The following is an 18057-nucleotide window of genomic DNA, read 5'->3' on the forward strand; positions in this document are numbered from 1 at the left end:
TCCGGTCAGCCCTGTCTTTCCGGTCAGCCCTGTCTTTCCGGTCAGCCCTGTCCAGTCCGCTCGAAAACATCCGGCACGCCGTCGCCGTCGTCGTCCCGCTTTTCCTCAAGCTCCACCCGGCGGTAGTGCCGGTTTCGGGCCTTAAGCACGACGGCGGCAATCGCCGACGCCGTCAGCGAGCCGGCCAGGATGGCCACCTTCGCGTGATCGTCGTGCACCGAACCGGGTCCGAAGCTCAGTTCAGCGATGAGCAGGGACACCGTGAAGCCCACCCCCGCGAGGAGCGAAAGTCCGGCAACGTCGATCCACTTCAGCCCGTCGTCGAGCTTTGCCCGCGTGGTTTTGGTGACGGCGTAGGTGGCACCGAAGACGCCGATCGCCTTGCCCGCGACCAGAGCGGCCACGATTCCCAGCGCCACGGGGTCGGCGAGGGCGGAGGCGATCCCCGCGGCTCCGCCGATCGCGACCCCGGCGGAGAAGAAGGCGAAGACGGGCACCGCAAAGCCGGCGGAGACCGGCCGCAGCACGTGCTCCAGTCGTTCGGCCATGCCCTGGGCCGGGCCGCCGCCATGGCCTTGGCCGGCGGCCCCTGCCCGCACCGGGCGGCGGTCCTGCCTCGAAACGAGAACCGGGACGGTGAACCCGAGCAGGACGCCGGCCACGGTGGCGTGGATCCCCGAGGCATGCACAAGGGCCCAGGTGGCCGCCGCCAGCGGTACCAGCAGGTACCAATGGCTGATGCGTTTCTGCACCAGCAAGGCAAAGAGCGCCAGCGGGACCAGGGCGGCCAGCAGGAAAACGGGCTGCAGGCCGGCGGAGTAGAAGAATGCGATGATGGCGATGGCGATCAGGTCATCCACCACGGCCAGCGTCAGCAGGAAAGTCCTGAGCGCGGCCGGGAGGTGGGTATTGATGACGGCCAGCACGGCCAAGGCGAACGCGATGTCCGTGGCTGTGGGGATCGCCCAGCCCCTGAGGGCCTCGGCACCCTGGCTCCAGGTCACCGCGGAGTAAATGATGGCCGGCACGGCCACTCCGCCCGCGGCCGCGGTCACGGGAACGACTGCCCTGGAGGGTCTGCGGAGTTCGCCGGAAACAAACTCCCGCTTCAGTTCCAGTCCGGCAATGAAGAAGAAGATTGCGAGCAGGCCGTCCGAGGCCCAGTGGCCCACGCTTAGCCGCAGATGCCACGGCTCAAAGCCCAGTTCCAGGTCCCGCAGGCCGAAATAGGCGCCTGCTGCAGGGGAATTGGCCCAGATCAGGGCGGCGGCCGTGGCTGCGAGGAGCAGGGCCCCGCCCACCGTCTCCAGCCGGAGGATGGCTGTTATCCGGAGGTATTCCCTATAGGTGGAGCGGCTAAAGACCGGGCGTGCACGGGAAGGAAGGGGCGGCTTGGCCACTGGGGCTCCTTGCTCAGGGGGTCGGCAAACGTATTGCCGACCAGACTTCCCGGCGCACCTTTGTTGCCAGCTTAGCGGAGGCAGCCCGGCCGCGACAGGCAGGCCGGTCGCGACAGTCGACCTGGCGGCCGGGACAGCAGAACCCCCGGCCGCGTCAGCAGGCCGGGGTTCTGTCCATAGCGGCGCCGCTCAGCCGAGCAGCGCCGCGATGCCGATTCCGGCCGTGGCGGCACCCAGAACCATGGATACCGCCACGAGCACCACGTGGACTGTGAGGAACTTCGTGGCCTTTCCGGCGGCGTCCCGCGCCCGCGGGTCCTTCATCACCCGGCGCAGGAACTGCGGCCACACCACGAGCGACCAGAAGCCGGAGATGATCAGGATCCAGGCCAGTACGGCGGGGACGTCCATGGCGTTAGTGGCTTTCGAGCCAGGCCTGGGCCTGCTGGGACTGGATGTTCAGCGCCTTGCCCACCATGGGCTCGGCTGCTTCGGCAATCTTGCCGCCCAGGAACGGGACGGAGGACGTGACGCTGCCCTCAAGCTCCACGCGGGTGCTGCCGCCGTCAGCCACGAGGCGCTGGACTGCCGTGACATCGAGGGGGGCTCCCGCGATCTTGAGGGAGATGTTGCTCTGGCGGGAGCCGTCGGCGGCCGGGGCGTCCCAGTTCTCCACCTGGGTCACCTTGAGTGTTTCACCCACGAACTTGCGGGCGATTTCCGGCAGGCGGGTGGTGGGGAGGGTGCGTACCGAGGTGGTGCTGAAGGCGCCGGCAACATCACCGTCCACGGTGAAGGACTCGAGGCTGCCGCCCACGAATTCGCTGGTGTGGCGCTGGAAGTCCTCGTTGGCGAAGACTTCAGCGACCTTGTCGACGCCGTGGGGAAGGGTAGTGGATGCACTCAGTGCCATGGATCCTCCATTGTTGTGGGGTCAGAACGCTTTTTGCTCCCAACATCCTACGGGGTTGCCTGGGTCTCCTTGTCACCGGGCGTCTTGTCACCGGACTTTTCCGCACCTGCGATCTTCCGCGCCGCGGCGGTGATGTTGCGCGACATCGCCGGAAAGATCAGGCTGTGGAACGGAAGGACGGCCAGCCAGTAGAGCCGGCCGCTGAGTCCCTTGGGGAAGAAAATGGCCCGCTGGCGGTAGCGGCTGCCGGCTCCGTCAGGCTCCACGGACAGCTCAAGCCAGGCTCGTCCCGGCGCGCGCATCTCGGCCCGCAGCCGGAGCAGCCGGCCGCGCTCGATCCGCTCCACGCGCCACCAGTCCACCACCTCGCCCGAGACCAGGTGGTGGGGGTGCCGCCGGCCCCTCAGCAGGCCGGCGCCGCCCGAAAGCTTGTCCAGCCAGCCGCGGACGCTCCACGCGAGCGGCAGGGAATACCAGCCGTTCTTGCCGCCGATGCCCTCGACGATGGTCCAGACATGCGCGGGGTCAACATCGCCGTGGAACGTCCGCTCATCCACGTAGACTTTGTGCCCCGCCCAATGGGGGTCGCTGGGCAGCGGATCGGCGTCAGCGCCGGCGTTGGCCCACGTGGTTTCCACCTGGCCGCCGCGTTCCTTGCCGAGCGCAAGGGCCACGGCCTTGCGGTAGCCGGTCAGGCCGCCGTCGGGCTGTTTGATGTAGTTGTCGATGTCATGTTCGGCGGAGACGGCGTCATGCTGCAGCGACTGCACCAGCGGGACGGACATGGACAGCGGAATCGGGGTCACCAGTGCCACCCACAGGCCGGCGAGCCGGGGCGCCGGGATGGGCAGTGCCAGGACCGGGCACCGCGGCAGGCCCGCCTCGGCGGCATACTCCTGCATCATGCCGGCGTAGCTCAGGACGTCCCTGGAACCGATGTCGAAGGTCCGGTTGAGCCGTTCCTGCAGTGAGGCGGCGCCCACCAGGTAATGCAGGACGTCCCGGACGGCGATGGCCTCAATCCGGTTCCGCACCCAGCTGGGGGCGGGCATGAGGGGAAGCGTTTCGGCGAGGTGCCGGATCATCTCGAACGAGGCCGAGCCGGAGCCGATCACCACGCCGGCCTGGAACACGATGGCGTCCACGGGGCCGGACAGGAAGACCTCGCCCACGGCCTCCCGGGAGCGCATGTGCGTGGACAGTTTCGTGTTGCGGGACCAGCCGCCCGCCGATATAGCCCGTGGCGCCCGTGACCAGCACAGTCCTGCGGTCATTTCCGGGGTGGTCGCTCATGGAGTCTCCTTAGGATGGCTGTGGTGCCGGGCCCAACTTCATCTGCCAAGCAAGCTTAGCAACGGGCCCGCAGGCGCCCGGATGCCGCCCCGCGGTCGGCGGGGGTAGGCTGGGAACACCCGGCATTCTCGCGAATTTCGGGTTTTCGTGTTGCCTGCGTTCGAAGTGAAAAACCACAGGAGATCCTGCCATGAGCCCCACCGGCCCGTCCCTCACCGGCCTGCGCCGCGTCCTCGCCGCAGACAAGACTTTCGCCCGCGTTCAGGCCGAGGCAGCCAGGAGCTTCGGCGTCCGCAGCGAGGACTACCAGATCAGCGCCCCCGCGGGCCTGCGCGCCGTGCTGCTGGCGGAGATGGCGGACGGGCTCGCGCAGGCTCCGGGCGGGGATGCCGCACCCGGCGTGGTCCTGGCCGTCACGGCCACGGGACGCGAGGCGGAGGACCTGACGGCAGCCTTGCGGGCCTACCTGCCGGCTGACGCCGTGGCGGAGTTCCCCAGCTGGGAAACGCTCCCGCACGAGCGGTTGTCGCCGCGATCTGACACCGTGGGGCGCCGGCTTTCGGTGCTGCGCCGGCTGGCGCACCCGGAAAGTACGACGGCGGGACCCCTGCGGGTGGTGGTGGCTCCCGTTCGCGCCGTGGTCCAGCCGATTGTGGCCGGCCTGGGCGAACTGGTGCCCGTGACCCTGAAGGTCGGCCAGGAGGCCCCCTTCAGCAGTGTCGTAAAGAGCCTCGCCGACGCCGCCTATGCCCGGGTGGACATGGTGACCCGCCGCGGCGAGTTCGCCGTCCGCGGCGGCATGCTGGACGTCTTCCCGCCCACCGAGGACCACCCCATCCGGGTGGATTTCTTCGGCGACGAGGTGGACCAGATGCGCTGGTTCGCCGTCGCCGACCAGCGCTCGCTGACCGCGCCCGGGCTTCACCACCCGACCGAACTGCATGCCCCGCCGTGCCGCGAAATCCTCATCACCCCCTCGGTGATGTCCCGCGCAGCCACCCTGAAGTCGCAGCTCCCCGCCGCCGCGGACATGCTGGAAAAGATCGCCGGCGGCATCGCCGTGGAGGGCATGGAATCCCTGGCCCCCGTGCTGGTGGACGCGATGGTTCCGTTCATGGAGCAGCTCCCCGCCGGGTCCATTTCGGTGGTGGTTGAGCCGGAGAAGGTCCGGACCCGGGCGCACGACCTCGCGGCAACGAATGAGGAGTTCCTGGAGGCGGCGTGGTCCACGGCGTCCGACGGCGGGACTGCACCTTTGGACTTGAGCTCACAGGCCTCCGCGGCCCTGCACTCCGCCAGCTTCCGCTCGCTGACCGAGACCCGTTCCGCGGCCTTGGGCCATGAGGTGTCCTGGTGGTCCATCACCTCGCTGGCCACTGACGAGGAACTCACCCAGGACATCAACGTGCTCAACCTCCATGCCCGCGAACCCCGGGGCTACCAGGGCGACGTAGCCGAAATGATGGACTTCATCGGTTCCCACGTGCGGGACCAGTGGCGCATCGTGGTGGCCACGGAAGGGCCCGGGCCGGCGCAGCGCCTGGCTGAGCTGTTCCACGACGCCGACATTCCGTGCGCCCGGGTGGACTCCCTGGACCACGAACCCCAGGCGGGGATCATCGAGGTGACCACGGCCGCCGTCGGACGCGGTTTTGTCCTGGACGGGCTGAAAACCGGGCTGCTGACGGAGGCCGACCTGCTGGGACGTACGTCGGCGGGCTCCACGAAGGACATGCGCCGCATGCCGTCCAAGCGGCGCAACGCCGTGGACCCGCTGCAGCTGCTGGCAGGGGACCACGTGGTCCACGAACAGCACGGCATCGGCAGGTTCGTGGAACTCATCCAGCGCAAGGTCGCCGGCGGCGGGGACGGCGTCCGCGAGTATCTGGTGCTGGAGTACGCGCCCTCCAAGCGCGGGGCGCCGGGGGACAGGCTCTTCGTCCCCACGGACCAGCTGGACCAGGTGACGCGCTACGTGGGCGGCGACACTCCCGTGCTGAGCAAGATGGGAGGCTCTGACTGGGCCAGCACCAAGTCCAAGGCGCGCAAGGCGGTCAAGGAAATCGCCGGCGAGCTCATCCGGCTCTATTCCGCCAGGATGGCGTCCCGAGGCCATGCGTTCGGCCCGGACACCCCCTGGCAGCGTGAGCTCGAGGAGGCCTTCCCCTACGTGGAGACGCCGGACCAGCTCACCACCATCAACGAGGTCAAAGCGGACATGGAGCGCGAGATCCCCATGGACCGCCTGGTGTCCGGCGACGTCGGCTACGGCAAGACCGAAATTGCCGTGCGCGCCGCGTTCAAGGCCGTACAGGACGGCAAGCAGGTGGCCGTGCTGGTGCCCACCACCCTGCTCGCGCAGCAGCACTACGAGACGTTCACGGAGCGGTTCTCCGGTTTCCCGCTGAAAGTGAAGCCGCTGTCCCGGTTCCAGGCGTCGAAGGAGGCGAAGGAAACGGCGGAGGGCGTGAAGAACGGGACCGTGGACGTGGTGATCGGCACGCACCGGCTGCTCTCCAAGGACTTCGCCTTCAAGGACCTGGGCCTCGTGATCGTGGACGAGGAGCAGCGCTTCGGCGTGGAGCACAAGGAAGCGCTGAAGAAGATGCGTACCAACGTGGATGTGCTCGCCATGAGCGCCACCCCGATTCCCCGGACCCTGGAGATGTCCCTGACGGGCATCCGGGAAACCTCCACCCTCGCCACGCCGCCCGAGGAACGGCATCCGGTGCTGACCTACGTGGGGCCGTACACCGACAAGCAGACCTCCGCCGCGGTCCGGCGCGAGCTCATGCGCGAGGGCCAGGTGTTCTTCGTGCACAACCGCGTCGCCACGATTGAACGGACCGCCGCCAAGATCCGCGAGCTGGTGCCCGAGGCCAGGGTTGAAGTGGCGCACGGGCAGATGTCGGAGAGCCGGCTCGAGCAGATCATCGTGGACTTCTGGGAGAAGCGATTCGACGTGCTGGTCTGCACCACCATCATCGAAACCGGGCTCGATATTTCCAACGCCAACACGCTGATCGTGGACGGCGCCGACAAATACGGGCTTTCGCAGCTTCACCAGCTGCGCGGCCGCGTGGGCCGCGGACGCGAGCGGGCCTACGCCTACTTCCTGTATCCCTCGGAGAAGCCCCTGGGCGAAGTGGCGCTCGAACGCCTGAAGGCGGTGGCCACGCACAACGAGCTCGGCGCCGGCATGCAGCTGGCCATGAAGGACCTCGAAATCCGCGGCGCCGGCAACCTGCTGGGCGGTGAACAGTCCGGCCACATCCAGGGCGTCGGCTTCGATCTCTACATCCGGCTTGTGGGCGAGGCCGTGGCGGACTACCGCGGCGAAGCCGAGGAAAAGCCCGCCGAGATGAAGATCGAGCTTCCGGTCAACGCGCACCTGCCGCACGACTACGTTCCGGGCGAGCGCCTCCGGCTGGAGGCCTACCGCAAGCTGGCGGCGGCGATCACGCACGAGGCAATCGACGAAGTGCTCGCCGAGCTCGTGGACCGCTACGGCGAGCCGCCGCTGCCCGCGCAGAACCTGGTGGCGGTGGCACGCTTCCGGGTGGGAGCCCGGGAAGCCGGACTGTCCGACGTCGCGCTGCAGGGCAACTTCATCAAGTTCTCGCCCGCGCAGCTTCCGGAGTCCAAGACCATGCGCCTTAACCGCATGTATCCGGGCGCCCAGTCGAAGCCGGCGCTCGACGCCGTGCTGATCCCCAAGCCGAAGACGGCGAAGATCGGCGGACGGGACCTCCAGGACGCCGAAATCCTGGAGTGGGCCAACGGCGTGATCCGCAACATCTTCTCCGACGCGCCTCTTGCCGCACCGGCAGTAGGCGGCTGAGCCGTGATGGGAGGACACCACGCCGCTTCAGGGGCCGCGGCGTGGGTAGCTGTTGCCTCGACGGGGCCGTACACCCTGGGCTGGTATCCGCTGGATGCCACGGGCGTGCTGATCGGCGGAATGGCGACGGCGGGCACTGCCCTGGTCTGTGACTGGGACCACCGCTCCAGCACCATCGCGCATTCGCTGCCGCCGCTGTCCAACGTGATCGCCGTCGGCATTGAGAACGCCAGCGGCGGTCACCGCCAGGGCACGCACTCGCTGCTCGGGGCCGCGTTTTTCGTCCTGCTGGCCGCTATGGCCGGGCAGATCCAGGTACAGACCGAGTGGGGTCTGCTGTCCGTGGGCGCCGGGCTTCTGTGCATGTTCATGATCAACATTGCCGCCAAGGCGCTGAAGCTGTTCCCGAAGTCGGGCTTCATCAGCAACTGGATCTTTGCCCTGGCCATGGCCGGCCTCGTGACCTGGTTCGCGCCTGACCAGTGGACCTGGCTGCCGGTGTCCATGCTGATCGGCGTCGTGGTCCACATTGTGGGCGACATGGTGACCACCGGGGGAGTGCCCCTCCTCTGGCCGCTGGTGATCAGGCCGCCCAAGTTCCTGCGCCGGCTGCCGGTGCTGAGGACGTTCTGGCGGCCCAACGGCGCGCTGTCCATCCCGATCCTGGGCCGGGCCGGCTCGCGGCGGGAATGGCTCGTGCTGATTCCGGTGAGCAGCTACGCCATGGTGGGCATGTGCGTGGCGGCCTGGTCGCTGGCAGGCACCCACTTTCCTGCCGCACTGGCGCTGGCCGCCCGGCTGGCCAACAGCCTGCCGGGCATGCCCTGAGAGCTGAATCCGCGCTTAAACAGCTGAAGCTCCGGACGTGGTCCGGAGCTTCAGCTGCTCTTACGTTTCTATTATGACTACGCTCTGACTGCGAATGCAGCCTGCGGGTCAGTACTCGCCGGCGGAATCCGAGCGGCCAAGGATGGTCTGCGGGATCCAGAACGCGAGGGCGAACAGGCCCAGGCACACAGCCATCGGCCAGGGGTTTTCCAGCGTCAGGAAGGACAGCGAGTAGATGGATCCCAGGAACAGGGCCATCATCACTGCGAAGAGAACAATGCTGGTGACCAGGCTGTTCTCGTTCTGGGGTGTCTTCGTGGCGGTCTTGCTGGACATTCGTTCCTCCTCGGCCCCGCGGGGCTCAAACTGTGGCGGCTGCGGCGGATCAGTACGCGGACGAACCCTGTTCGCCCTTGACGATCGCAATGCCGGAGCTGGCACCAATACGTGTTGCACCTGCAGCAATCATAGCCTGTGCGTCCGCCAGGGAACGCACCCCGCCGGAGGCCTTGACGCCCAGGTCGGGGCCCACGGTGCGCCGCATGAGGGCGATGTCTTCGGCGGTGGCGCCGCCGCCGTTGAAGCCCGTTGAGGTCTTGACGAAGTCGGCACCGGCTTCCACGGCCGCCTCGCAGGCGAGGACCTTCTGGTCGTCGTTCAGCAGGGCGGTCTCGATGATGACCTTAAGGATTGCCTCACCGGCGTGGACGGCGTCTGCCACAGCCTTGATGTCATCGACAAGCGCGCCCTTGTCGGAGGCGCGGGCCGCGGCGATGTCGATGACCATGTCGACTTCGTCCGCCCCGTCGAGCACGGCGCCGCGCGCTTCGAAGGCCTTGACGTCGCTGGGGGTGGCGCCCAGCGGGAAACCGACCACCGAGCACGTCAGCACGCCCGAGCCCTTGAGGGCCTTTTTCACGGTCTTGACCCAGACGGGATTCACACAGACCGATTTGAACTTGTATTCGGCGGCCTCGGCGCAGACTTTGAGGATTTCCGCCTCGCTCGCCTCCGGCTTGAGCAGCGTGTGGTCGATGAAGGAAGCGATATTGGACGCTTGGGCACCGGTAGCGGGGGTCCCTGTGGGGCTTGTCGCGGCGCCCGCTCCTGGGCTGGCTTCGTTGCTCATGCTGGTCCTTTCCGTTGGCCTCGTGGGCCGCAGTTGCCGCGGTGGTCGCGGTCCTTGCGTGACCATCTTGCCACAGCGCCTGGACCACAGCGCCGGGTTGCCGCCGCAGGTTAGGCGGCAGCGGCCAGCCTCGCGGCGGGTGCCGCCGCCATGAGCTGCGCGGCGCAGGCTCCGGCAGCGGAACCGGAGGCCACCAGCAGCCCCAGCCGTACGCCGTCGAACGACGCCGCGTCACCGATGGCCCAGATGCCCGGCACGGAGGAGCGGAAGTCCCGGCCGACGACGACACCGCCGGATTCGGCGGTCCTTACCCCCGCGCTGGCGGCGAGGCTGTCCCGCGGAACCCTGTCTTCTGCGAGGACCACGAGGTCGCCGTTCATCCGGCTGCCGTCCTCGAATTCGACGCCGGCAGCCGGCAGTACGGAGCCGGCCAGGGTGGGCACCACCGCTGCGGGACGGGCGGTGGTGCGCACCGGACGGACGCCCCTGGCGCGCAGCACGGCCTCGGCCTGACCGGCGGCGGGGCCGGTGCCGACGAGGATTCCCAATGGCCGGCGTCCGAGGACCCGGGTGACCTCCTTGATGGCGTCGCCGATCTTCGCGGCGTCATCGATCGTGGAATAGCTGAGGCAGCGGCTGGAGCCGTCAACGGGGGAGTGGACGGGGGCGGAGCCCGTGGCGATGACCAGCTGGTCGTAGCTGAACTCCATGCCGTCGGCCGTCGTCACCACGCGGGCGTCGGCGTCGATGTGGCTGGCAGGCTGGCCGAAGCGCACGGAGACAAACGGCAGCGCGGCGAGTTCGAGCAGCTCCGCCGGGGCGTCGTCCCGGCTGCTCAGGACGGTGACGGTTCCGGCGAATCTCGAGGCGGCGAGCTGGCTGACCAGGGCCTGCGCGGCGGGGCCCGCCCCGGCGATGAGGATTTTCGGTGCTGCCTCCGGTGCCGGTTCGGAGGTGCGTGCGGTGGCGACGACGGGAAACTGTGCCGGAGCGGACATGTGCGGGCCCTTTCAAAATGCTGCACCAGGCGGGCCGGATCTCGGGCCCTGTTGTGCTGATGGGACCACTGTAGGCGGGCGGCTTTTCGCGCTTGTTTCCCGTCTGTTGCGGAATTATCCCTGCCTGTTCGCCAGTTTTTACCCGCCGGTAATACAACCAACGCGGGGTCACTTCGCGCCTATTCCACAAGCCGGGATGGGCGCGAGGTGACCCCGCGTTGCTTAGGCTGTCCGTGGACTAGACGGTGGACTAGACGCGGATCCTGTAACCGCGCTTGACCACGGTCTCCACCAGGCTGCCGTCCGGCAGCGACGACCGTAGCCGGCTCACTGTCATGTCCAGCGCGTGCACGGAGCCGCGCAGTTCAAGGAGTTCGGAGAGCGACTCCCGGGAGAGCACCGCCCCGCCGGCGCCCAGGAGCGCGCGCAGGAGCAGCAGGGGTGCCGGAGCCACTTCCACCAGCTCGCCGTCGATCCGCAGCGAGCGGCCCCGCAGCTCCACAGTGCCGGAGCGGGTGTCCAGGCGGCGGACGTGGTTGAGGGCGAGGTGTTCGCACACCAGCCGGATCAGCGCGCCCATCCGGAACCGCTCAGGAACCAGGGGATGGATCCCGGCATCCAGCAGCGGCTGCGCGGTCACGGGGCCCACGACGGCGGTGGTGACGGTGGTCTTCAGGCTCTCCACGAGCTGTTTGTACAGTCCCATCTCGTGGGCCGTGCTCCACATGGCGTCCACTGCGGGGGCGCTCGTGAACGTCAGGACGTCCAGGTTGCCGCTGCAGGCGGCCTCGATCAGCCGCGGAAGGCGATCGGCGCCGTCGGGCTTGACCCAGCGGTACGGGGTGACCGTCAGGACGGTGGCGCCGGACATCCGGAGCCGCTCGAGCTGGCGGACGTCCGTGTAGCCGTGCAGCTGCACCGCCACGGTCTTGCCGCGCACGCCCTCGGCCAGCAGCATGTCCACCAGTGTCGCTGTGGTTTCGTCGCTGCTGATTCCGACGTCGGCAAGGCCGGCCGCGCGAACCGCGCCGCGGGCCTTGGGGCCGCGGACGAACATCCGGCAGGCACCCAGGGTTTCGAGCAGCTCCTCGCCGATGCCGGAGGCGTCCGCCGCCTCGCACCAGCGCCGCATGCCGTACGCCGTGGTGGCGATGCACAGATCGGGCTTCGCGGCGATGATCGCCTTGGTGTCCTCAATGAGGCTGATGTCCTCGTTCACCGGCGCGATCTTGAGCGCCGGAGCGTGCAGCACCTCAGCGCCGCGGCGCTCCAGTGCCTCGATGAGGTCGCGGGAACGGCGGTGCGAAGTTACGCCGATCCGGAATCCTTCCAAGGGAGCCTCGGCAGCCTCCGGGGCGGCTGCCTCCTGCGGCTCCGAGCCGGCGCGTCCCGGCGCTGAGGATGACAATGCTGAGGATGCCGGCGCGGCCGGTCCCGCTGTGGGGCCCGTTGCGGGGGCAAGGGCGTTCAGTGCGCTCATGTCGATCACGAACCCAGCAGCGAGGCCGCCAGGCGGTCAAGATCCGCGGCGGCCTCGGCATGCCCGCGGTTGGCCTCAGCCACGCGCACCACCTCGCCGATCACCAGGACGGCAGGGTTGCTGCAGCCGGCGGCGGCGCTGGCAATGGTGCCCAGCTCCGCGATGGTGGTCCGCTGCCCGGGCCGGTAGCCCCGCTCGACCACGGCCATGGGCATGTCGGCGCGCATGCCGGCCCGGCGCAGGCCGGCGGCAAGGTGGTGCAGCGTGCCGATGCCCATCAGGACCACGATCGTGCCGCCCAGGCCGGCCAGGTGGGTGAGTTCCTTTTCAGTCAGCGGCGCGTGGCCGGACACCACGGTGAACATGTGGCTGACTTCGCGGTGCGTCACCGGGATACCGGCCGCGGCCGGAACCGAGATGGCACTCGTAACGCCGGAGACCACACGGACGGGAACGCCAGCTGCGACGCAGGAGGCAACTTCCTCGCCGCCGCGGCCGAAGACGTACGGGTCCCCGCCCTTGAGGCGGACCACGTTGTTTCCGGCGAGGGCGCTCTCCACCATCAGCTTCTCGATGTCGCCCTGGCTGACCTTGTGGTGTCCCGGGCGCTTGCCCACGTCCACGAGTTCGGCTGACGTCAGGGACGCCAGCTCCTGGTACGGCGCCAGGCGGTCGTAGAACACGACGTCGGCGTCACGCAGGGCCTTGACTGCCGCCACGGTCAGCAGTTCGGCCGTGCCCGGGCCGCCGCCGACTAGCGTGACGTGCCCGATCGGGCCGGCTGCCGGTTCGGCTGCCACCGGAATGCCGGTTGCGCGGCACCTGTCCAGCAGGGCCTCCCAGCCGGGCTGGCCGTCGTCGACTGCTGCGACGAGGAACGGGCGTTCGGGCAACGGGCCGTCGTGCCCTGCTCCCTGCGGGGTGCTGAGGCGGTAGACGACGGCGCCGGCGGCTTCGTAGCGGCGGACGGCCTGGCGGGCGGCGTGGTCCGAGCCGGTGACCAGGACCTCGCGTCCGGTGAGATCAATGCTGAGCTGCATGCTTATACCTCGTTCTCATCGCGGGGCCTCATGGGGATGGAAGCGCCGATCAGGACCGGCTGCTGGCTGGCGCGTTCTTTTTCCTCTGCCGTGGCCGGGCGCATCTGGCCGCGCTCGTCCGAGACGAAGGTGATGGAGTCGTCCTTCTGGTCGGGAGCGTTGACGAAGGAGCGGAAGCGGCGCAGGCGCTCCGGATCCTTCAGCGTGTCTGCCCACTCGTCGACGTACGTGTCAACGTGCTTGGCCATGGCCGCCTCGAGCTCCTCGGCAATGCCCAGGGTGTCGTTGACCACCACGTCCTCGACGTGCTTGATGCCGCCGTCGAGCTCTTCCTGCCACCGTGCGGTGCGCTGCAGGCGGTCGGCGGTGCGGATGTAGTACATGAAGTAGCGGTCGATGTACTTGATCAGCGTCTCGTCGTCGAGGTCCTTGGCCAGCAGCTGGGCGTGGGCCGGGGTGGCACCGCCGTTGCCGCCGACGTACAGGTTCCAGCCGTCCGCGGTGGCGATCACGCCGACGTCCTTGCCGCGGGCCTCGGCGCATTCGCGGGCACAGCCCGAGACGCCCATTTTGAGCTTGTGCGGGCTGCGGAGGCCGCGGTAGCGCAGTTCCAGCTGGATGGCCATGGCCACCGAGTCCTGGACGCCGAAGCGGCACCAGGTGGAACCGACGCAGGACTTCACCGTGCGCAGGCTCTTGCCGTAGGCCTGGCCGGATTCGAAGCCGGCGTCCACGAGTTCCTTCCAGATTTCCGGCAGCTGCTCCAGCCGGGCACCGAACATGTCGATCCGCTGGCCGCCGGTGATCTTGGTGTACAGGCTGTACTTCTCGGCCACGGCAGCGATGACGCCGAGCTTCTTCGGCGTGATTTCACCGCCGGCGATGCGCGGAACCACCGAGTAGGTGCCGTCCTTCTGCATGTTGGCCAGCGCGCGGTCGTTGGTGTCCTGCAGGGTTCCGCGGCCGGCGTCGAGGACGTAGGCGCTGTTCTGGCTGGCCAGGATGTTGGCGATGGTCGGCTTGCAGATGTCGCAGCCTGCACCGGTGCCGTACTTGGCCATGATCTCTTCGAAGGAGGTCAGTTCCAGGACGCGGATCGCGTCGAACAGTTCCTGGCGGGACAGCTCGATGTGTTCGCACAGCGCCTTCGAAACTTCGACGCCGGACTTGGTCAGTTCGGTTTCCAGCAGCTTCTTAAGCATCGGCACGCAGGAGCCGCAGCTGGTTCCGGCGCGGGTGCAGCCCTTCAGCTCGCCGAGTTCCTGGACGGGAGCGTTGCCGTCGCAGGCCCCGCAGCCGTTGACGGTGTCGCGGATGGTTCCGGCCGACACGTTGTTGCAGGAACACAGGATGGCGTCGTCCGGGAGTTCGGTGTCCGGGGCGTCGCCGCCGCCGGCCGCCGTCAGGTACGCGCCGGGTTCGGCGCTGAGTTCGCGGCCCAGGAGCGGGCGCAGGCTGGTGTAGGGGGTGGCGTCGCCCACGAAGATGCCGCCCAGGAGGGTCTTGGCATCGTCGGTGGTGACGATCTTCTGGTAAACGCCGCGGGCGGGGTCAGCGTAGACGATTTCGAGGGAGTGCTCTGTCTTGGCGAACCCGTCCCCGAAGCTGGCGACGTCCACGCCCGAGAGCTTGAGCTTGGTGGCGGTGTCGAAGCCGGGGAAGGTGGCCTCGCCGCCGTGCAAGCGGTCGGCCACGATCTCTGCCATGGTGTTGGCGGGGGCAACCAGGCCGAGGCACATGCCGCCGAAGTTGGCGACCTCGCCGATGGCCCAGATTCCGTCGACCTCGGTGGCGCAGTAGTCGTTGATGACAACGCCGCCGCGCTGGCCCAGGCTGAATAGCTGTTCTTCGCCTTCGGCTGCGCGGAAGAGTTCATCGCGCGGCCGGACGCCGATGGCGACGATCACGAGGTCAGCGTCGATAATACGGCCGTCTGCCATCAGGACACCGGTGACCTGGCCGTCGTCGTCGGACAATACTTCCGAAGGGAACACGCCGCCGTGGACTTCGAAGCCTTCGGCCTTGATGAGCCGGCCCATTGCCTGACCCGCGCCTTCATCCAGCTGTGTGGCCATTAGCCACTGCGAACCGTCGATGACGATCGGGTTGGCGCCCAGCTGCTCCGTGCCGGCGGCCGATTCGAGCCCGAGGAGGCCTCCACCGATAGTGACGGCGTTGACCTTGCGGCCGAGCTTCTCCGTGAGCGCGGTAATGGCCTCGTTGATGGCCCAGACGTCTTCGAGCGTGCGGTAGACGTGCGTGTGCTCGGCGCCGGGGATGGGCAGCCGGGCGGCATTCGAACCCGTGGCAACCACCAGGTCGTCGTAGCCATAGATGCCGCCGGCTGTGGTTTCCACCGTCTTGGCCTCGGCGTTGATCTTGACGACGCGCTCGCCGGTCTTCAGGTTGAGTGCGTCGTGGTCCCACATGGATGCAGCGCCAAGCGTGAGGTCAACGGTGCTGTCCGTGAGGGCTTTGCTCAGTGCAACGCGATCATAGGGCAGGTGCGCTTCTTCAGTGAGGACCGTGACATGCCAGCCATCGAGGCCGCGGGCATGCATCGCGTCCGCAAAACGGTGGGCCGCGGGGCCGCCGCCGGCGACGACGATGCGGCGCGGATTCTCTGTGCTTGAAGTCTGTTCGGTCACTGTGGGCCTTTCGCATGGGCCGCAGACGGTGCTCTGCAGCTTGTCCATCCAGACTAGGCAGCCGCAGTTTCGCTTCAGTTTCCCTTATGTTTCGTGAACTTAACTTCTGCATCACGAACACATTTCGGGACAGGTGAGGTGTCTTTTACGTTCCGGACACATTGACTGCACGCCTCTGAAACACCTGCCGCCTAGCTTGGATATACGGCCGCACTGGCGGCTGAAGCAGGCGGAAATACGCCTCGCAGGAACCGGCCTACCGCCGGGAAGCGGGCAAAGGGAGAGGAGCCGACATGACGGCAACACTGGAACTTGAGGATCTGGCTACCGGGCACGCCACTGGCTGGCACCAGGTCTGCGCCGTGGATGACCTGGAGATCGCCTGGGGCGAAGCGGCACTCGTTGCCGGCCTTCAGGTGGCGCTTTTCCGCACCGCCCCCGGTGAGGTTTTCGCCGTGGCACAGGAGGACCCGGCCACGGGATCCTTCGTCATGGCACGCGGCATCCTCGGGTCACGCGGCACGCGTCCCACCATCGCATCGCCGCTGCATAAGGAGGTCTACGACCTCGAGACCGGCGAGTGCTTCGGCAACCCCGAGCTGCGGCTGGCCACGTTCAACACGCGCGTCGCAGATGGCGTCCTCGAGGTTGAGCTGTAGGACTGCCCTGATTCACTAGATCTGCAGCTCACAGGCCCAAGGCCTCGCGGACGTCGCCCAGCACCTGGTCCAGGGCGGCCCGCGCGGCCAGCCGGGCCTCGGGCAGTTCGGCTGCCGTTCCCACGCTCCGGATAACCTCCAGGTAGCACTTGAGCTTCGGCTCGGTGCCGCTGGGCCGGATGATCACCCGGCTGAGATCGCGGGTCAGGTAGAGCAGCCCGTCAGTCGGCGGCAGCTGTTCGCTGCCCTCGGCCAGGTCAACGAACGTTTCGACGGCGGAACCGCCGAATGATTCGGGCGGGCTCACCCGTAGCCGGTTCATCATGGCATCCAGCAGGCCCAGGTCCGCAACGCGGATGCTCAGCTGGTCGCTCGCGTGCAGCCCGTGGACCAGATATAGCTCGTCCAGGGTGTCGAAGATGGTTTTGCCGTCCGCCTTGGCCGTGGCGGCGAGTTCCGCGATCAGCACGGCAGCGGAGATGCCGTCCTTGTCCCGGACCAGGTCCGGGGCCACGCAGTAGCCCAGCGCTTCCTCGTAGCCGTACAGCAGGCCCGGCACCCGGGAAATCCACTTGAATCCGGTCAGGGTTTCCTCGTGCGCATAGCCGGCCGCGGCCGCGATGCGTGAGAGCAGCCGCGAGGAAACGATCGAATTGGCGAATACGCCGTCGGGCCTTTCCTCACCGGTTGCGGACAGCCGCGCCACCACATGCGCCCCGAGCAGGGCGCCCACTTCATCGCCCCGGAGCATCCGCCACGCGCCCGTATCCGGGTCCTTCGCGGCGACTGCGGCGCGGTCGGCGTCGGGGTCATTGGCCAGGACGATGTCGGCGTCCGCCTGCATTGCAGCCCCGAGCGCGAGGTCAAGGGCCCCGGGTTCCTCGGGGTTGGGGAAACTGACGGTGGGGAAGTCCGGATCCGGTTCGGCCTGCTCACTGACCACCGTGACGTCAGTGAAGCCGGCAGCGTTGAGTACCGACACCGCGGTTTCGCCGCCCACGCCGTGCATCGGCGTCAGCACGATCTTGAGGTCGCGGGCCGGAAAGAGGTCACGGTTGGCCAGGGCCGCAGTGGCTGACTCGTAGTCCCGGGCGATGCCGGCATCCAGTACCGTCCATCCGTCGCCGGCCAGCGGGATGGAATCCAGGGCGCCAACTTTGGCGATCTCCGCGGCGATGAGGGCGTCGTACGGGGCCACGATCTGCGCGCCGCGGCCGCTTTCCTCGACCGCGTGGCGGCCCAGGTAGACCTTGTAGCCGTTGTCCTGCGGCGGGTTATGGCTGGCCGTGACCATCACCCCGCCGTCGCAATCCAGCGCCCGCACGGCGTACGCCAGCAACGGCGTGGGCAGCGCGCCCGGCATCAGGAAGGTGTCGAATCCGGCCGCGGTGAAGATCGCGGCGGTCTCTTCGGCGAAGATGTCGGAGTTGTAGCGGGCGTCATAACCGACGACGGCGCGCGGCCGGGTTCCCGGGGACGCCTGCGCCACCGCTCCGGCCAGGAAGCTCGCGAAGCCTGCCGCTGCGCGGCGGACCACCACACGGTTCATCCGGTTGGGCCCGGGGCCGAGGGCGGCCCGGAGGCCGGCGGTGCCGAACTCCAGCGTTCCGTTGAAACTGTCCGCCAGCTCCTGCCGCGCCGCCGGCGTGCCGCCTTCGGTGAGCTTGACGAGCTCCGTCAGCGTGGCGGCGGTTACGGGATCCGGATCCTGCGCGGCCCAGGCACGGGCGTCGTTGAGCAGCTGGAAATCGGCATCGGAAGACGTCATAGGAACCAAACTATCGTCAAAGCAGCGGGGAGCGGTGCCGGACGAGCCATCGGTCCGGTC

14 protein-coding genes are annotated in these 18057 nt (G+C 68.2%); 3 read left to right on the forward strand and 11 right to left on the reverse strand.

The genetic code is table 11. The annotated features are described in order from the left end of the window. Nucleotides 1-41: 41 nt before the first annotated feature. The 4 genes from nhaA to ASG92_RS14010 all read right to left on the reverse strand — a co-directional run bounded on the left by nhaA (nucleotide 42) and on the right by ASG92_RS14010 (nucleotide 3587). A complete protein-coding gene (gene nhaA, locus ASG92_RS13995; protein WP_056629342.1) occupies nucleotides 42-1400 on the reverse strand; it encodes a Na+/H+ antiporter NhaA in 1359 nt (452 codons plus the stop codon). A 189-nt stretch (nucleotides 1401-1589) separates the two neighbouring features. Next, a complete protein-coding gene (locus ASG92_RS14000; RefSeq protein ID WP_056629344.1) occupies nucleotides 1590-1811 on the reverse strand; it encodes a hypothetical protein in 222 nt (73 codons plus the stop codon). Between the two features lie 4 nt (nucleotides 1812-1815). Then, on the reverse strand, nucleotides 1816-2313 hold the full coding sequence (locus ASG92_RS14005; RefSeq protein WP_056629345.1) for a DUF2505 domain-containing protein: 498 nt from the start codon (nucleotides 2311-2313) through the stop codon (nucleotides 1816-1818). A gap of 47 nt (nucleotides 2314-2360) precedes the next feature. Then, nucleotides 2361-3587, reverse strand: a complete 1227-nt coding sequence (locus ASG92_RS14010; RefSeq protein WP_240987135.1) for an SDR family oxidoreductase — start codon at nucleotides 3585-3587, stop codon at nucleotides 2361-2363. Nucleotides 3588-3796: 209 nt separating this feature from the next. Here ASG92_RS14010 and mfd point away from each other — a divergent pair, with 209 nt between their 5' ends. Both mfd and ASG92_RS14020 read left to right on the forward strand, forming a co-directional pair. Beyond that, complete coding sequence (gene mfd, locus ASG92_RS14015; protein WP_056629347.1) at nucleotides 3797-7447, forward strand: transcription-repair coupling factor; 3651 nt, start codon at nucleotides 3797-3799, stop codon at nucleotides 7445-7447. Between the two features lie 6 nt (nucleotides 7448-7453). Then, entirely contained in the window at nucleotides 7454-8275 is an 822-nt protein-coding gene (locus tag ASG92_RS14020; RefSeq protein WP_056629349.1) for a metal-dependent hydrolase, read from the forward strand. A 108-nt stretch (nucleotides 8276-8383) separates the two neighbouring features. Here ASG92_RS14020 and ASG92_RS14025 read toward each other — a convergent pair whose 3' ends face one another. The 6 genes from ASG92_RS14025 to nirB all read right to left on the reverse strand — a co-directional run bounded on the left by ASG92_RS14025 (nucleotide 8384) and on the right by nirB (nucleotide 15570). Continuing rightward, on the reverse strand, nucleotides 8384-8611 hold the full coding sequence (locus tag ASG92_RS14025) for a hypothetical protein (protein ID WP_056629351.1): 228 nt from the start codon (nucleotides 8609-8611) through the stop codon (nucleotides 8384-8386). Between the two features lie 49 nt (nucleotides 8612-8660). Further along, on the reverse strand, nucleotides 8661-9404 hold the full coding sequence (gene deoC / locus ASG92_RS14030; protein WP_200951971.1) for a deoxyribose-phosphate aldolase: 744 nt from the start codon (nucleotides 9402-9404) through the stop codon (nucleotides 8661-8663). A 110-nt stretch (nucleotides 9405-9514) separates the two neighbouring features. Beyond that, the gene (locus tag ASG92_RS14035) at nucleotides 9515-10402 is read right to left on the reverse strand and encodes an FAD-dependent oxidoreductase (protein ID WP_056629353.1); all 888 of its coding nucleotides are present in this window, start codon (nucleotides 10400-10402) and stop codon (nucleotides 9515-9517) included. 250 nt (nucleotides 10403-10652) lie between these two features. After that, nucleotides 10653-11882, reverse strand: coding sequence for a uroporphyrinogen-III synthase (locus ASG92_RS14040; RefSeq protein WP_240987136.1), 1230 nt, complete (start codon nucleotides 11880-11882; stop codon nucleotides 10653-10655). A gap of 5 nt (nucleotides 11883-11887) precedes the next feature. Beyond that, nucleotides 11888-12922 (reverse strand): uroporphyrinogen-III C-methyltransferase, encoded by a 1035-nt coding sequence (cobA, locus tag ASG92_RS14045; protein WP_056629355.1) that lies wholly within the window; start codon nucleotides 12920-12922, stop codon nucleotides 11888-11890. A 2-nt stretch (nucleotides 12923-12924) separates the two neighbouring features. Then, nucleotides 12925-15570 carry a nitrite reductase large subunit NirB gene (gene nirB, locus ASG92_RS14050; protein ID WP_056629657.1) on the reverse strand — a complete coding sequence of 882 codons (2646 nt, stop codon included), beginning with the start codon at nucleotides 15568-15570 and terminating at the stop codon, nucleotides 12925-12927. 293 nt (nucleotides 15571-15863) lie between these two features. On the opposite strand from nirB, the gene nirD reads away from it, so the two are divergent. Further along, nucleotides 15864-16229 carry a nitrite reductase small subunit NirD gene (nirD, locus tag ASG92_RS14055; protein WP_056629357.1) on the forward strand — a complete coding sequence of 122 codons (366 nt, stop codon included), beginning with the start codon at nucleotides 15864-15866 and terminating at the stop codon, nucleotides 16227-16229. 28 nt (nucleotides 16230-16257) lie between these two features. Here nirD and ASG92_RS14060 read toward each other — a convergent pair whose 3' ends face one another. Then, nucleotides 16258-17997, reverse strand: a complete 1740-nt coding sequence (locus tag ASG92_RS14060; protein WP_056629360.1) for a phospho-sugar mutase — start codon at nucleotides 17995-17997, stop codon at nucleotides 16258-16260. Nucleotides 17998-18057: the final 60 nt, after the last annotated feature.

This window comes from Arthrobacter sp. Soil736 (assembly GCF_001428005.1).
In the GTDB taxonomy this organism is placed as follows: domain Bacteria; phylum Actinomycetota; class Actinomycetes; order Actinomycetales; family Micrococcaceae; genus Arthrobacter.

Bases quoted from the DNA above. Each gene is read 5' to 3' on its own strand.
- ASG92_RS14000 (WP_056629344.1), bottom strand. From the start codon at position 1,811: ATGGACGTCCCCGCCGTACTGGCCTGGATCCTGATCATCTCCGGCTTC.
- ASG92_RS14005 (WP_056629345.1), bottom strand. From the start codon at position 2,313: ATGGCACTGAGTGCATCCACTACCCTTCCCCACGGCGTCGACAAGGTC.
- ASG92_RS14010 (WP_240987135.1), bottom strand. From the start codon at position 3,587: ATGACCGCAGGACTGTGCTGGTCACGGGCGCCACGGGCTATATCGGCG.
- mfd (WP_056629347.1), top strand. From the start codon at position 3,797: ATGAGCCCCACCGGCCCGTCCCTCACCGGCCTGCGCCGCGTCCTCGCC.
- ASG92_RS14020 (WP_056629349.1), top strand. From the start codon at position 7,454: ATGGGAGGACACCACGCCGCTTCAGGGGCCGCGGCGTGGGTAGCTGTT.
- ASG92_RS14025 (WP_056629351.1), bottom strand. From the start codon at position 8,611: ATGTCCAGCAAGACCGCCACGAAGACACCCCAGAACGAGAACAGCCTG.
- deoC (WP_200951971.1), bottom strand. From the start codon at position 9,404: ATGAGCAACGAAGCCAGCCCAGGAGCGGGCGCCGCGACAAGCCCCACA.
- ASG92_RS14035 (WP_056629353.1), bottom strand. From the start codon at position 10,402: ATGTCCGCTCCGGCACAGTTTCCCGTCGTCGCCACCGCACGCACCTCC.
- ASG92_RS14040 (WP_240987136.1), bottom strand. From the start codon at position 11,882: ATGAGCGCACTGAACGCCCTTGCCCCCGCAACGGGCCCCACAGCGGGA.
- cobA (WP_056629355.1), bottom strand. From the start codon at position 12,922: ATGCAGCTCAGCATTGATCTCACCGGACGCGAGGTCCTGGTCACCGGC.
- nirD (WP_056629357.1), top strand. From the start codon at position 15,864: ATGACGGCAACACTGGAACTTGAGGATCTGGCTACCGGGCACGCCACT.
- ASG92_RS14060 (WP_056629360.1), bottom strand. From the start codon at position 17,997: ATGACGTCTTCCGATGCCGATTTCCAGCTGCTCAACGACGCCCGTGCC.